12 protein-coding genes are annotated in these 15649 nt (G+C 34.6%); all 12 read right to left on the bottom strand.

Annotated elements, in window-relative coordinates:
* Positions 1 to 104: 104 nt before the first annotated feature.
* The 12 genes from BUB90_RS11625 to BUB90_RS11570 all read right to left on the bottom strand — a co-directional run bounded on the left by BUB90_RS11625 (position 105) and on the right by BUB90_RS11570 (position 15546).
* Positions 105 to 1016, bottom strand: a complete 912-nt coding sequence (locus BUB90_RS11625) for a carbohydrate ABC transporter permease (protein WP_073287846.1) — start codon at positions 1014 to 1016, stop codon at positions 105 to 107.
* 17 nt (positions 1017 to 1033) lie between these two features.
* The gene (locus BUB90_RS11620) at positions 1034 to 1984 is read right to left on the bottom strand and encodes an ABC transporter permease (RefSeq protein WP_073287844.1); all 951 of its coding nucleotides are present in this window, start codon (positions 1982 to 1984) and stop codon (positions 1034 to 1036) included.
* Between the two features lie 170 nt (positions 1985 to 2154).
* The gene (locus BUB90_RS11615; protein ID WP_242952529.1) at positions 2155 to 3891 is read right to left on the bottom strand and encodes a type 2 periplasmic-binding domain-containing protein; all 1737 of its coding nucleotides are present in this window, start codon (positions 3889 to 3891) and stop codon (positions 2155 to 2157) included.
* 166 nt (positions 3892 to 4057) lie between these two features.
* Complete coding sequence (locus BUB90_RS11610; protein WP_073287842.1) at positions 4058 to 5626, bottom strand: response regulator transcription factor; 1569 nt, start codon at positions 5624 to 5626, stop codon at positions 4058 to 4060.
* A complete protein-coding gene (locus tag BUB90_RS11605) occupies positions 5623 to 7422 on the bottom strand; it encodes a sensor histidine kinase (protein ID WP_084139216.1) in 1800 nt (599 codons plus the stop codon). The genes BUB90_RS11610 and BUB90_RS11605 overlap by 4 nt, the downstream gene beginning before the upstream one ends.
* 197 nt (positions 7423 to 7619) lie before the next feature.
* Positions 7620 to 8588 carry a beta-galactosidase small subunit gene (locus tag BUB90_RS11600; RefSeq protein WP_073287840.1) on the bottom strand — a complete coding sequence of 323 codons (969 nt, stop codon included), beginning with the start codon at positions 8586 to 8588 and terminating at the stop codon, positions 7620 to 7622.
* Positions 8572 to 10482 (bottom strand): glycoside hydrolase family 2 TIM barrel-domain containing protein, encoded by a 1911-nt coding sequence (locus BUB90_RS11595; protein WP_073287890.1) that lies wholly within the window; start codon positions 10480 to 10482, stop codon positions 8572 to 8574. Before BUB90_RS11595 ends, BUB90_RS11600 begins: the two co-directional genes overlap by 17 nt.
* Before the next feature lie 197 nt (positions 10483 to 10679).
* Positions 10680 to 11525, bottom strand: coding sequence for a helix-turn-helix domain-containing protein (locus BUB90_RS11590; protein ID WP_073287838.1), 846 nt, complete (start codon positions 11523 to 11525; stop codon positions 10680 to 10682).
* A 206-nt stretch (positions 11526 to 11731) separates the two neighbouring features.
* Positions 11732 to 12769 carry an L-rhamnose/proton symporter RhaT gene (locus BUB90_RS11585; protein ID WP_084139215.1) on the bottom strand — a complete coding sequence of 346 codons (1038 nt, stop codon included), beginning with the start codon at positions 12767 to 12769 and terminating at the stop codon, positions 11732 to 11734.
* A gap of 135 nt (positions 12770 to 12904) precedes the next feature.
* Complete coding sequence (locus BUB90_RS11580) at positions 12905 to 13696, bottom strand: ABC transporter permease (RefSeq protein ID WP_073287836.1); 792 nt, start codon at positions 13694 to 13696, stop codon at positions 12905 to 12907.
* A gap of 4 nt (positions 13697 to 13700) precedes the next feature.
* A complete protein-coding gene (locus BUB90_RS11575; protein WP_242952528.1) occupies positions 13701 to 14534 on the bottom strand; it encodes an ABC transporter permease in 834 nt (277 codons plus the stop codon).
* A 10-nt stretch (positions 14535 to 14544) separates the two neighbouring features.
* Positions 14545 to 15546, bottom strand: coding sequence for an ABC transporter ATP-binding protein (locus BUB90_RS11570; RefSeq protein ID WP_073287832.1), 1002 nt, complete (start codon positions 15544 to 15546; stop codon positions 14545 to 14547).
* Between the last annotated feature and the right edge of the window lie 103 nt (positions 15547 to 15649).

The raw sequence follows: 15649 nt of genomic DNA, 5'->3' as shown, positions 1-15649 counted from the left end.
TTGTATGGGTAAGTAACACAATTTTAAGAAATTGTAGTAGGCAGCCTTAAAACTCAGATATGTTGTCGACATGGAAAAGAGTTTCGCAATTGACTACCAACAACCTATTCCTTTACACCACCGATTGTAAGACCTGCAACAAAGTAACGTTGTAACCATGGATATAGACATATAATTGGAATTGATGTAACAATAGTTGTGGCCGCTCTTACAGACATTGGAGTTACCATAGAACCCGTATTCTTTAATGCGTCGATATTACCACTTTGACTACTTACGGAGGATAATAATTTCATTAACTCATACTGTAGAGTTGTCAAATTCTCATTAAATGAATTATATAACATGGCATCAAACCATGAATTCCATTGCCCAACTGCAATAAATAGTGCTACGGTTGCAAGTACTGGTTTACAAAGTGGCAAGATAATTTGAATAAAGATTCTCATATGACCGGCTCCATCAACTTCTGCCGATTCTGCAAGACTATCTGGTATACCATTCATGAAAGTTCTAATAACAATCATGTTGAATGCACTAACCATACCTGGAATTATGTATACCCAGAAGGAATTAAGAAGACCAAGATTCTTAATTAATAGATATCCAGGAATTAAACCTGCATTTACATACATAGTTAATACATATAATATTGTTAAAAACTTTTTAAAAACAAAATCTTTACGACTTACGATATAAGCCAACATAGCTGTAACAAATAACTGTACTACAGTTCCAATTACCGTCCTTGAAACAGTAACTATCGTAGCTATTTTTAAAGAATCTTTTCTTAATACAGTCAAATAATTTTGCCATGTAAATTTACGTGGTATCAGATAGATTCCTCCTCTGATGGTGTCCATTCCATCGTTTAAGGAAACTGCCAATGTATTTAATACAGGATATAATGTAACAATCACAAATAAAATCAATATAATCCACTTGATAACATCAAACATCACTCCACCAAAACTAGCTTTATAACGTGGGGCATGCCCTTTTTCTTGTTTTTTCATATGGCACCTTTCCTTTCTTAAAATAATCGTTCTTCACCAGCTGCTTTTGCCGCTTTATTTGCTATTACAATCAGTGATATACTAATAACACTCTTGAATATACCTGCAGCGGTTGCTAATGAGAAATTATTCATACTAATACCATATTTTAAAACATAGATATCAATAGTTTGAGAAACTTTCTGTATCATACCATTTCCTAATAAATACTGCACCTCAAATCCTGCATTCAATACATTTCCAATATTCATAATTAGTAATATAAATACGGTTGGCTTTATACCAGGCAATACAATATGTTTTATCTTATGCCAACGATTTGCACCATCGATTGAGGCTGCTTCATATAATTCTGGGCTAATTGAAGTGATTGCTGCCAAATAAATAATACTATTCCATCCTGTTTCTTTCCATATATTAGACGCTCCAACAATTCCCCAGAAATATTTTGCTTCAGCAAAAAAGTTGATCGGAGAATTGATAATATTTAATTTTAATAATAACTGATTAATAATACCGGTTTCAGGTGATAGCACATCTACTATGATACCACATACAATAATCCACGATAAAAAGTGAGGCAGATAAGAAACCGTTTGAACAAATTTTTTGCCACGCATACTTTTTACTTCATTTAATAAGATAGCTAATCCAATTGCTGTTATAAATCCTAAAGTAAGATTGATTAAACTCATACATAATGTATTTCTCAATACTCTAAGGAATGTCTCGTCTTGAAATAGAAGTTTGAACTGAAAGAAACCACTCCATTCTTGATCTAATAACCCTTTACCTGGTCTATACTTTTGAAAAGCCATTAACCAACCTGTAAGAGGTAAATAACTAAATACTAATACATACAAAATGAATGGTATAGACATGAATACTAATGTCTTTTGTTTACGTAAATCCTTAATAAATTGATTTTTTTTCTTATTTGCAGATATTACCGAAGTTTCTGTTTTCATATGCAAAATCCTTTCTCTTAATTTGTAAAAGGTGCCTGCATCTTGCCTTGCAAACACCTTTTTCACTATCTGCTAATTAGTAACTGAGATGTAATTTATTAGTGTAACTATTCAGCTACCTAGCTTTTTCTGAGTTTCTGAACAGTTACCCGTGAGATTCCTATCGGTGCTTAGTTATTTCCTTCTGCTATAGCAATACGTTCAGCTACCGCTTCAGACAATGCATCTTCAAAAACTTTGTAATTTGTATCATTATGGTATTTATCCATATATTTATTCCATGTATCTTCTACTTTATCCGTTGATGCCATAATAACTTTTGGTAACCATTCTCTCTTAACTTCTTCCATCTTTTGTGCTGCTATAGCTGCATCAGAACTAGATTCCCATGTGTTTTTAGCTGAATAGATAGGGAACCAAGGACCAACATCATCTGTATAAGTAAGGAAATCTGTCCACTTGGTATATCCATAAGCATCTAATACTTTTTTATCATATTCTGACAAACCTTCTCTAAATTCACTTGGTTGTTCCGCTGGATTCACAGCATTCTTACCGTCAAAAAGTAATCCTGATGAATAGTTTGGTAAGTAGCTATAGATTGTAGAAGCAAGATTTTCATTAACCCAATCTGAATCCTTAGCATTCTCTCTTTGTTCTTCTGTACGATAGAACATACCATTTTCGTCAACCATATAATCTACGCCTTCTTCACCCCAACCACGCATAGTAATTACTTCTGGGTCAAGTAAGTCATTAAGAAATTGAAGTGCGCCGTCTACATCTTTACAACTAGTCGTAATAGCAATACCATCGCCAACATTTAAAGCTGCTGGTGTGAAGTACTTTGTTGCTACTCCTTCTTCTATTGTTAAATCTAATGGAACATATGTACAATCATCTTTACCTTGACTAACTAGTGATGTTACTGCATCATTAAACTGCCATCCTTGATCTACCATACCAAGAACACGTCCTGATGATAATTTTGCGATATATTGATCATATGACATTGTAAATGTTTCAGGATCGATAACACCGGCATTGTACATCTCATTAAGTTTTGAATAATATGCCTTAGCTTCAGGAATATCATCATAGTTACGAGCTGTCTTTGTATCAGCATCTACAATAGCAGCACCATCGTTAGCATAACCTGCTAAGAATTGTGATGGATTCTCAAGACAGAACCATCTCCAGTCATCGCATAAGATTTCATATCCGATATTTTCTTGTCCTTCTGCATCTTTAGGATTTGCAGCAAGATAGCCTTGAATTAAATCAAAATATTGATCTAATGTATTAATTTCTGGCCAATTAGCCCATTCTAAAACTCTTTTTTGAATCCAAAAGGCTTCATCATTATGTTTAACGTACATGGAATCACCATTTGATTTTCCAAATATAGGTATGTAATAGATACTTCCATCATTAGCGCCTTTTATCATATTCCACTCTTCATCTGTTCTAAATTTCTTTAGATTAGGATAGTTATCTAATTTGTCCGTTAGATCTACTAATGCTCCCGCTGCAACTAAGTCAGGAGTTGCATTAGAACCAACTATCATATCCGGGTATTCGCCACCAGCGATCATAACGCCAACTCTTTCTTTATCCGTTTGCCCTGTTAACCATGTTACCTTTGCTTTTGCCCCAATTTTTTCTGTAATCTGTTGATACAATCTGTTGTCATCTGGTACTTCTTTTCCGGCAGTTGCAACAAATAATGAATACTCTCTGATCGTTTTTTCAGCTGTATCATCTTCCTCTGCAGCGTTACCTTCTGCAGCGTTACCTTCTGTTGCAATTGTAGTGTTTTCATTCTTGTCTTTTCCACACCCAGTCATACCTACTGTTAACATAGATGCAACCATTACTACTGATAATAATTTTCCCCATTTTCTCACTAAAACTACCTCCTTAATAGTATTTGTATTTTTGAATACATCAATATCTTAGCATTGATTCCAAAAGTATACATCCACATAAAACTTATACATTCTTTACTTTTTAACATCTTGTATTTAATTTGTGGGTATAAGTTTATAGTTGCTTGATGCTTATTGGTTAATACTAACACTTAGATTTAAGGCGGTATTGGTGGGGGGTTGTCCCCTTAATACTTACAAACTTACTAATAAAATAATCAACCTTTTGGTATCCTACCATTTCTGCAATCGCATAGACTCTTTCATCCGTTTTCACCAAGAAGTCTGCTGCTTTTTCAATACGAATTATATTGAGATACTCTTTAAAAGACTTCCCTATTTCCTTCTTAAATATTTGTCCAAGATATACACTATTTATGAAATACTTCTTTCCAAGATCTTTTAAGGTTATATTCTCTGCATATCTTTCATCGATTTCTTTCACTATCTTAGTCAAAACCATAGAAGATGAATAGTTCTTTAATTGATATAAGTATTCCGATAACTCAAGGACAAAATTAATAAATCCTTCCATATCACCACAATAAGAGAGGTCTGCAAGCATCGTATCATTTATGTATTCTAATAGCTCTTCTTGTTCTGCTTTAGCCAATAGATTTTGTGTTGTATCAACCAAGTTGTACAAAATATAACGTATATTAATCAGTATTAGTTCTGGTTCTACTAACCCCTCTTTTAGTTCTTCATAGATATCTTCAATCACTGGCACTATCTTTTCTGCATTATGTTCTTTCACGTAACGGGATAAACGCTCTATTTTCTCATATGATACCGAATATTTTGTGGATTCCTTTGCTTTCAATTCATCATAATATGTAATTTGATCCTTGGTATTAATCATACACTGATTAACCGTGGCTCGCATTGCGGTCTTATAACTTTCACTTAACTCTTCAACATTCTCAACTTGTATTCCAACATACAAACTATACTGATAATTTAAATCCTTTATACACTGATCAAAAATCATATTAATAACCTGCGTATCCATAATCTTCCTACTTCTGTTATAAATAATTACACCTACGTCATATGTATTGGTATTTAACCTTTTTGTTTCTGTAAGATAATACAAGTTAGAGTTAATAGAATCCTTAAGTAATGATTGAAGATGTGTGCGTACATCTTCACTACATTTTTCAGTAATCTTCTTCTCAATACGAATCAGTACATAACGTAAGGAATTAAGCTTGCCAAAGTATTCTCTAATTAAACAAAGACTAGCGTCACTATATAACCCACCTACTAGACCTTCGATTGAATTTCTTAATTGATTATTCTTAAGTTGCCTAATTGCCTCCTCATCTAGCTGTTCCTTCAAAATTTCTTCTTTAACTTTTTTAAGCGTATTTATTAGTTCATCTTTTTGTATAGGCTTTAAGATATAATCGGATACATTTTGATTTAGTGCTTTCCTTACATATTCAAAATCATTATAACCGCTTAAAATAACGTATTTTGTTCTTCTACCTTTTTTCTTTTTTGCTAATTCTATTAATTCTAATCCATCATATATTGGCATACGTATATCTGCTATTACTAAATCAATCTCCTTTTCATCTAGTATATCCAGTGCCTCCTCACCATTAGAAGCTTCCGCGATTATATGAAATCCGTGCTCTTCCCAATTAATAACCACCTTCAATCCTTCCCTTATAAAAGGCTCGTCATCTACTATCATTACTGAAATCATCCCATTCCCTCCAATACATCTTTATTACAAGGTAAAACCATATATACCTCCGTACCTTCGTTATATTTACTCTCAATTTGGAATTCTACCACTTCATGATAATACATCTTTAAACGAAGATAGGAATTAATGATTCCTATACTATTTCCTTCTTTTACCTTCTCTATCGAAGCTGTTTTAATTAAAAGATTAATTCTATTAAGCGCTTCCTCTTTTATCCCAACTCCATTATCCATAATTTCAATAATAAGGTGATCTACCTCTTCCATAATGATGACATCGATTCTCCCACCATCACTCTTCTTCTCAATTCCATGTATACAAGCATTCTCAACAAATGTAAGGATACTAAACTTTGGAATCCTATACTGTTCACACACCTGTTGTACATGTATGGAATAATCAAGTCGATCTCCAAATCGATACTTCTGTATCTCTAGATACCCCTTTAGAAATTCTATTTCCTCACCTATAGTGGTAAAATCATCTCCCCAACCTATCGTTCGTCTCATATGTAATGCAAGCGTTCCAATTATAGTAGCAGTCTCTTCTTCCCCATTCAGTAGGCTCTTCATTCGAATGCTCTCTAGTGTATTAAACATAAAATGCGGGTTCACCTGGCTTTGTAATGCTTGTAATTCCGCCTCCTTTTTCGATATAATTAATTTTTGTCGTTCTGCATTCCCCTTTAATACCACTTCAACGAGCTCTTGTATACGCAATACCATCAAGTTGTAACTGCTAATTAAACTACCTATTTCATCTTTGCCTTCATAACAATCGATTCGCTTATACTTGCCATCTTTTAATTTTTTTATATAACTTTCTGTAATCCGAACTCTGTCTTTAATCGAATTACCAATTAACATAATTGCAGTACTTGGTATTATGAGATTTATCAAAATTGTCAAACATAATAAGGCACGATTATCTATGAAATTATCAAAAAAATGCTTTCTCTCTGAGATAATTATAATCTTCCATTCATCACCTAACACTTTCATAGTCTCTTCTTCTTTAAGTAGATGTTCATCCACTGGAACAAATTGCTCGAAAGGCTTACCTTCAAGTCTACCGTGCCTTGTATCAAATAAAATCTTACCATCATCAACAATTAAAATATCTTGTACAGACTTTTCATTAAAAACCAATTGCTCCAAATCCGTATAACTAATATCTACTTTAAGAAATTTCTTAATCGCTCCAAAACTATCTAGCTGAGTAAAGATCGATATCTTCCTATTCGTCCATGCCTCATATGGATTTTTAATAATTGGATTGTTAAAATAAACCTGTAATGTACAATCGTTACTATTCTTAGCTACTGCATTCAGATACCACTCTTCATTCACAATATCACTAAGTGGGTAGAATGAACTACTTCTTGTTACAGTTTTGTTATTGGTGAATAACGATATCTTATAAACCGATTCAGATTGATAATAATAACTGAATGCATTGTCTCTCATAAGAGCACTATAACTCTCATAGTACTCCATATTATCTGCATACCTGGTGTTTAGAAAATCATTGAGAACCTTGTCCTTTTTAAACTGATTTGCAACACTTTCTGCCGCTTCAAAAACGGTAGAAATATTATACTTCAAACGCTGCTGTACATTCTTCATCTCCGTAATTCGTTCTACTTCTGCCTTCTTACTTACAATATAGTACAAAGCACAATTGGTAGTAACAATTGGAATCATAACACAGCAAATGAATAGAATAATCAGTTTATTATGGATTTTTACATTGTCCATCGCCTGACTTACACGATGTATGCTATTCTTTAGCATGAATCGTACCTCCCCTAGAATACTTTTTACTTGTAAATCCAGTTTATAAAAACTTTAGTAATTATATTGTACCACATATAATTTATTTGTTAAATGAGTAAACTAATTATAAAAATTTTATATAATTTTAGTTATATATGCACAAAAAAACAGGGTATGTATTTCTACATACTCTGTTCTCTTCGTTAATTGTTATATTATCCTTTCGAGATTTCAAAAGTATATTCGATATCTTTTTCCGCACTAATATGATACTCTTTCTCTACTTCTGCACCCCAACTGTTAATTCCTCCAACACCTCTAACCGCACCTAAAATCGATACAACCGTTCTTCGTGGCAATGGAAGTTCTTCGTGATGTGTGGCATTCTCTAACTCTTCTGCTGTATACGGAATGCAGGAGAATGCAAACTCTTTATCCACTGCTGAAAATCGTAACGTAAAAGTATCTTTACTCTTATCAGCATTGTTTTGTGTTGTATTTCTATTAACTTCTAACCATTTGGTTTTCATATGAACATTACAATCTTGGGGAACCATATATCTGGTAACTGGCAATCCTTCCACTGTATAGACGCCTGGTACACCTCCTGACATACGATCTGGATACGTCTCCCCGGATAAGCCTTCATAAGTAAACCCTGTGGCTTTCGTCGGCATTACGAAACGCATTCCGAATACAGGCAACTCTGGAAGTCCAAGCTTACCATAATAGTGTACCTTTACTTGTATTCTTCCTGTACCATTGACTTCGTACGACACATCAATTTCTGTTGTTGGAACGGTAATGGTTTTATACGTAAACGTTACTTTGACAGTGCTTGCAACTTCTCTCTCAGAAAATGCATTATTAAGAGGTGCAATAGGCTTCTCTATATCCTTACCGTCGATAGTTACTAAAACATTACTACAGAAAAGAAACATGTCTGAACCGAACCACATTCCAGAGTTTTGAGAAAATCTATTTCCTCGATCATTATCTGTAGTCGCTCTCCAACAGGTAGGTTTTGGTGTACGATACAACCATTCTTTTCCCCCTATTACAAGAGACTCTAATCCTCCGGTCTGATAAGAAAAGATATAATGAAAATCTTCCCCATGTACTCCTAAGGTTACATCACCATATATAATTTGTAATTGATCTGTCTTATTATTTGTACAATCCATAACAATATTTTACCTCCTGCATAGCTGGTTTTTCACATCTATCTGCAAACACAATACCGTTTCCTGAGAACTCGTAATCAGAAGGTCTGTCATCAAAATCTCCACCATAACGCAAGACCTTTTCTCCAGTAACTTCATCGGTTACCCACAACGCTTGATCAATATAATCCCATATGAATCCACCATGATAATTCTCATATTTATCTAGAAGTTTAACATACGATATCATTCCTCCTAATGAATTCCCCATACAATGCATATATTCACACAAAAGCATCGGTTTTTTAGGATTGTTAGCTAGATATGCTTCTACATCCCAAGGTGCTGTGTACATCTGACTCTCCATATCTGATATGCGATCTTCAAATATACGATTGGATACTACACCTTCATAATGTACCAATCGTTCCGGATCAACCTCTTTATAATACTGATTCATTACAGCTAGATTCTCTTCTGCATATGATTCATTCCCCAGTGACCACATTAAGATAGACGTATGATTCTTGAAGTATTCAAAATTGGATTTTGCTCTATCAAGCACTACCTCTCTCCACTTTACATGACTACCCGGAAGATTCCAAGAAGGTTCTACCTTACCTGATTTTTGCCATGATCCATGGGATTCTAGATTCGTCTCTGCCATCATGTATACACCATTCTCATCACACATATAATACCAAGGTATCTGATTTGGATAATGACATGTTCTTACTGCATTAATATTGTTCTCTAGCATGCACTTCATATCCCATTCCATGTCTTGTATCGTAATGCTTCTTCCTCTATTAGCACTCCACTCATGTCGGTTAATACCATTTATAATTAGTCGCTTTCCGTTTAATAGAATGATGTTATCTTTTATCTCGATTCTTCTAAAGCCAATCTTATATGGTACAACCTCAATAAGTTTTTGTTCTGAATTATATACTTGAACAAGTACGGTATATAGATACGGATTGTGATTATCCCAAGGGTTTACCTTCTCAATTTCCACTGGTTTCAAAGATACGGTCTCGTTAATAGCATCTTCTGTTTGAAAAACAACATTATCTTCTTTGTCCAATAGTATAACCTTCACTGTACCAATCTCACTTGCAGTATCGATATCAGACTCCATAGCAGATGAGATTTTCAAATCCATCTTGAACTTTCCTGTGGTATTGTCTTCTTTTAATGATGGTCTTACCCATAAATCCTCCACATGGATCGAAGGCTTTGCATATAACGTAACATTTCGGTAAATTCCAAAGAAGCGGAAGAAATCTTGATCTTCTAGGTATGCAGCGGAACATCTTTTATGAACTTCAACTGCTAAAACATTGCCTTTTTCTTTGATGTATGGCGTCAAATCAAATTCCGATGGAGTAAAACTATCCTCTGCATATCCAACGAATTCTCCGTTAAGCCACACAAAAATTGCTTGTTCTACACCTTCAAAACAGATACAAACTCTCTTTCCAATCAGCTCTTCATTCAGATCAAATACTTTACGATAAGAACCTACTGGATTATAATCGGCTTCACTAAATAAACCCGCACCCTCTGGATGATTTTCAAGTAGATATTTCGGACGTCTATATACATGTCCCTCCCATGGATACATCGTATTAATATAGTGTATTTTATCGTACCCGTTAAGTTCAATGTGTCCAGGGACTTGTATTTCATCAAATGTTTGATCATCAAAATCCACATTGTAAAAATCCATCGGTCTTTCTTTTGCATTCATCGAATAAGAAAAGCTCCAATTTCCATTTAAACTTTGTGTTAATGAATTTGATTCGTTCTTCATGTCTTCCATATCCTTGTAAAACCTATGATCACTATGTGCATCTAACCGATTTACTCGAAATACCTCTGGATCATCTAACCAATTCATATCTGCTTTCATTTCTCTCACCATGTTTCCTTTCCTTGTTTCAACTGTTCCACTCCATTTTAACTAAAACAGAGCCTATAGTCATAACCCCTTATCTATAAAACCATATTAATAAATTATTCTAAATCATACAATTGATGAAAAGGTATTCTTGATGTCAAAAATGGTATTACATTCTTGTATTCCTAGTAACATCAAATATGCTCTTCCTAGCACTCCTTACGAAACTCACTCGGTGACAAACCTACACATTTTCTAAATTGTTTTGAAAAAGCATAGGCATCTGCAAAACCGAGCTCTAAAGCAATTTCTTTGATGCTTTTGTTTTTGTCTATTAAATATGTCTTTGCAATATCCATACGTTTTTGTATTACGTAACTATGAGGGGATACCCCCATGATATCTTTAAAAATCTTTCGAAACTTCTCATATCCAATATTCAAATCCTCTGCAATGTTAGCAATTGGTACCTTATATGAAGAAGGCTTTGCTAGAAGCATGCTAGCCTTATGTACAATCTCTCTATCCTTTGAATTACTACTATTTTCTTTATGTAATCGGTGGAACATTAGAATAATTTTTAATGCCTCTGGTACCAACATATTGATCTCTGCTGGATGGGAGAATTTCATTAATTGGTGAAATTCTGTACAATGTTCGAATATTGCACGATTTAACCCTGGTACTAAAACAGTTTGTTTCCCATCTAGTAAATCCATCGATACTAAGGACTCATACATCCCCTTTCCGATACATATAAAAAACTCTAGCCAGCTACCATCAGGATTAATATGTAAGGATTGTTTCTTATCCGGAATCCTTTGAATCAGACATCCTGGGTAAACCGTAGTCTCATTCCCATCTTCATCAATATGTTTTCCGTTGCCGTTTAAGACCAGAACGATTCCATAATGCTTAAAGATACTATTCTCTTCTTTACACTTTTTATCCTTTTTATTTAAAAAACCACACCCAAAGAGATTGGTATAATCCGAACCAAATTGGTGATACATGGTATCATTTCGAAAGTTTTCATTTGATATTTCAAATGGCATTATGGTATCCTCCCATTGGTACTGTATTTATATAAATTCTATATTACAAGGTTCCATGGAACCTTTCAAGTCCTGTAATAGAATACTTTCTTACGAAAATTCTACCAAATAAAAATCGCAGCGTGGGAATATTCTGAAAGAATGCTTCCAGAACAATCCACTAGCTACGACTACATAATTAAATCACTTATTTATATTGCATTCGCTTATATTGCATTCGATATCCCAATGAATATCCAAGAAATAATTAATACAAGATTTCCATAAAGCAAGATCTTCTTGCCCTTTTTAGCTCCCTTCCATTCTCCACATTGCATTCCCCAAAGATTACTAATAATTAACGCCAATGCATTGAATAGAATCCAGCCGGTAACGGCTCCCATATCTCCCAACATTAAAGTAGCAATACCATAGCTTGCTAGTGCAGCAAACCAAACAATACTTGTAATGAATAATATTACAATACGTTTTTTACTACCTTTGTATGTAAAGCTTACCCATGTCTTATTCTTCGAAAGATCTATGATACAATATATAATACCCGCAAGGGCTCCCCCTAGTAAAACAAGTAACCATTGAATTGCACTGGCTCCTGTTTCACCATAGCCATCCTGCATAATTGCATTACCGATTGGGCTAGCAAAATCAAATCCTATATTCATAGCACCTGATCCAAAACCAGACAGCATAGCTAATAACAAACCAATCTTAGCCTTGCCTGCTCTACCATCTTTGTTTGCATTGTCTTTCTCTACTGTTTGTTGTTCTGCTATCTTAACAATTCCTGCCTTTGTTATAACAGCAATACCAGCCAATGTAACAAGCATACCAACAATAAGTAATACAATACTTGTTATACTTGGTTTGTTTTCCATGGTAAGCAATGGAATTATAGAACCAATTACCGCAGATATTCCCATGGATAAACCGTACACTAGGGATATACCGATATAGGTAACTGCCTTACTAAAACCTACTGCAGATATCCCCCATATCGTACCACAGATAACTGGTACCACGATATTCTTTACTTCTGCATTCGAAAGATAGTTTAAGAAATTAGGAACTTGATACCAAGCCCAACAAAGCGGAACAATGACACAAAACAGGCAATAAACACCCCAGAATGCCTCCCACTTTAATGGTTGATAATTCTTATATCCTAATCCAAAACTACCTTGACACAATCCTGCAAACAACAAGATTGCAAATCCAATCATAATACTACTCGTTCCTACACTCATTTCTTCTATGCCTTTCTAGTATATCTAATTGATTTTAAATTATCACAAACTACAATATTTTAGCATCAATTTTGGATTTGATATAGTGTATTAATTAGAGTAGTTTCTATACAATATTAGTGTTTATTTCTCTATTTAATTTCCCGCACTCTCGTACACTGTCAGCCCCTTACGAAATACTGCATATGCGATTATCCAAACAATTCCTGCAATTAACACCTCTGCTCCAATTGTCATTATCACATTCTCTCCTGTTAAAAAGTAACTTGCTGGAAAGAATGCTACGAAGGCAAACGGAATTAGATAGGTTAATATGAAGCGTATTCCCTTTGGATATATGGATAAAGGATACTTTGCAAAGTCTGCTGTCTCATAAGCCAATTGAAGAATTGCTATACTATCCTTAATCCAAAATGCTAAGGATGCAAAGAATAATTTGATCGATGTATAAATCAAAGCTCCCGCAAACACGGATATCATAAACAATAAAACATTCACTGGTGTCACCGTCACAGTATGATTAACAACAGAAAAAACAACTAATGCAAAACCAACTATTAATTCTCCCACCGCATCCGCTTGGAACTTATCACAGATTAACTGAAAAAAAGGATTAATTGGACGCAATAAGAACCTGTCAAACTCCCCTCGTATGACATATCTCATTGCAAGCATCCATATGTTATCCGTAAGGAAATGATCAATTCCCCTTGGTATCTGCGCAAATCCATAAATAAAAACTAGCTGTTCAAATGTCCAGCCGTTCAAACTAGGAATCTGCTTAAAGACCAACGACAAAAAAACAATCCCAAACATCTGCGAAAGAAAGAATCCTAAGAGGCCAATGATAAAATCTACCTTTGACTGTACTAACGATTTCATAAACTGCGTTGCAAACACTCTATATAGATGAAAATATCTCCTCATCTGCTCAACCTCCTAATACCGTAATTCTCTTGGTTACCCGTTTCCAAAAATAATTTGCTATTAGATATAGTATTATAATCCAAATCACTTGAATCCCCATTGAGATTATTACTCGTTCAAGTGGCATCTTATTCAGATAAATCATAACCGGAATATAATTCATCGACGCAAACGGAAGAAAATCAAATATCCGTTGTATCGCTTCTGGAAAAAATGACAGCGGTATTAATTGACCTGTCAAAAACCCTAGTATTGCTTGTTTAGCAAGATTAAGACCCCACACGTAGGTAGTGTAGAAGGATAGTAACCCGAAGCAAAAATCAAACAAGAACATAATTCCAAAGCTTAAACAAACACTTACTAGATACGAAACTATTACAATTGGAGAAGGTGGTAACTCCCCAAGGTTTACATATCGCACAATACTCATCACTAACCAGATTGGTAATCCTGGCATAAGAAAACGAAACAAAACATTTCCCAAGGAGGAGAAGAACAAACGGACTTGATAATTTATCGGCTTTACCAGATTCATTGCAATTGTTCCCTCAACTACATCATTACCAATATCCCTAGTTACACTTACCCTTACCAAATTACTTGTAATGAAACTCATGAAAATATAGACAATCATATCATTTTGTGTGAAACCATTTAGCGCTTCACTACTGCTGCTCTGGTAAATAGCCCTCCACAGATAATAGCCTACTAACAAGCTGAACATACTTGAAAAGATAAAAAGATAGAATGACCATTTATAGGCAAGTTGTTCCTGTATCCTTCCAATGGTAAATGGTTTATATATCCGCAGACTTTGACGTAACGAACGTTTCTTCACACTAACCACCTCACATCCCATGTTTGTATATCTCTTTGACGATATCCGTTATCTGGGTATCTTGGATCTTGATATCTCTAACCGCGGTACCTTCCATAACTTTTGAGATAATATGTGATATATTCAAAACATTCTTATCAAAATCAAAGGAAATACTAGATTGTTCTTTGGCAACGGCAAGCAATTCCCCACTTAAATTAAAAACTTCGTGAAAATCAATAGCTTCTAATGCTTGTATATCCATAACATCTACTGTGACACTTCTTCGCTTACCATATAGTTCTTTAATATTGGCGATTGTACCATCATAAATCACCCTACCTTCATCAATTATAATGATTCTCTCACAAAGTTGTTCAATATCAGACAAATCATGCGTCGTTAAGATTACCGTCGTCTGATACTCGGCATTAATTTCCTTGATGGCCTGTCGCATACTATCCTTAACAACCAAGTCAAGTCCTATGGTTGGTTCATCTAGATACAAAACTTTTGGATTATGTAATAATGCTGCTGCAAGGTCCGCACGCATTCTTTGCCCAAGAGATAAGGTTCTCACTGTACTATGTATGAAACTATCGAATCCAAGAACCTCCTGCAAGAATTCCATTCGATTCTTAAAATCTTCATCACTAACATTATACACTTCTTTAAGAATCGAAAATGTTTCACTAAGTGGTAAGTCCCACCATAGCTGTGTACGTTGTCCAAATACAACCCCGATATTCGCTGCATTCAGTTGTCGGTTTTCATAAGGTACAATACCATTAACTGTACACTTACCTGATGTTGGTGTAAGGATACCAGTCATCATCTTTATGGATGTAGACTTTCCCGCACCGTTACTGCCAATGTAACCAACCATCTCCCCCTTGGCAATAGCAAAAGATATATTGTCTACCGCTAATTTTCGTACCTTCTCATTAGAAAACAATCCCTTAAGAGCTCCTTTGAATCCAGGATATTTCTTTGGTGATATGAATTCCTTTGACATATTTTCAACATGGATCATTGGTACTTCCTCCCTCTAATTTATTTATATTTGTCTACTCAATTACTGTCCCCTACTCTTATCAATCGATCTTCATTCATATATTAGCAAGATTATACATATA

It is taken from the genome of Anaerosporobacter mobilis DSM 15930, from assembly GCF_900142955.1.
Classification (GTDB): Bacteria; Bacillota; Clostridia; order Lachnospirales; family Lachnospiraceae; genus Anaerosporobacter; species Anaerosporobacter mobilis.
Note: the sequence above shows the minus strand (reverse complement) of the source record. Positions and strands in the feature narration are given on the sequence as shown.

What these genes read in the sequence shown, in the direction of transcription:
- BUB90_RS11625 (WP_073287846.1), bottom strand. Translation starts at nt 1,016, where the DNA reads ATGAAAAAACAAGAAAAAGGGCATGCCCCACGTTATAAAGCTAGTTTT.
- BUB90_RS11620 (WP_073287844.1), bottom strand. Translation starts at nt 1,984, where the DNA reads ATGAAAACAGAAACTTCGGTAATATCTGCAAATAAGAAAAAAAATCAA.
- BUB90_RS11610 (WP_073287842.1), bottom strand. Translation starts at nt 5,626, where the DNA reads ATGATTTCAGTAATGATAGTAGATGACGAGCCTTTTATAAGGGAAGGA.
- BUB90_RS11605 (WP_084139216.1), bottom strand. Translation starts at nt 7,422, where the DNA reads ATGCTAAAGAATAGCATACATCGTGTAAGTCAGGCGATGGACAATGTA.
- BUB90_RS11600 (WP_073287840.1), bottom strand. Translation starts at nt 8,588, where the DNA reads ATGGATTGTACAAATAATAAGACAGATCAATTACAAATTATATATGGT.
- BUB90_RS11595 (WP_073287890.1), bottom strand. Translation starts at nt 10,482, where the DNA reads ATGAAAGCAGATATGAATTGGTTAGATGATCCAGAGGTATTTCGAGTA.
- BUB90_RS11590 (WP_073287838.1), bottom strand. Translation starts at nt 11,525, where the DNA reads ATGCCATTTGAAATATCAAATGAAAACTTTCGAAATGATACCATGTAT.
- BUB90_RS11585 (WP_084139215.1), bottom strand. Translation starts at nt 12,769, where the DNA reads ATGAGTGTAGGAACGAGTAGTATTATGATTGGATTTGCAATCTTGTTG.
- BUB90_RS11580 (WP_073287836.1), bottom strand. Translation starts at nt 13,696, where the DNA reads ATGAGGAGATATTTTCATCTATATAGAGTGTTTGCAACGCAGTTTATG.
- BUB90_RS11570 (WP_073287832.1), bottom strand. Translation starts at nt 15,546, where the DNA reads ATGATCCATGTTGAAAATATGTCAAAGGAATTCATATCACCAAAGAAA.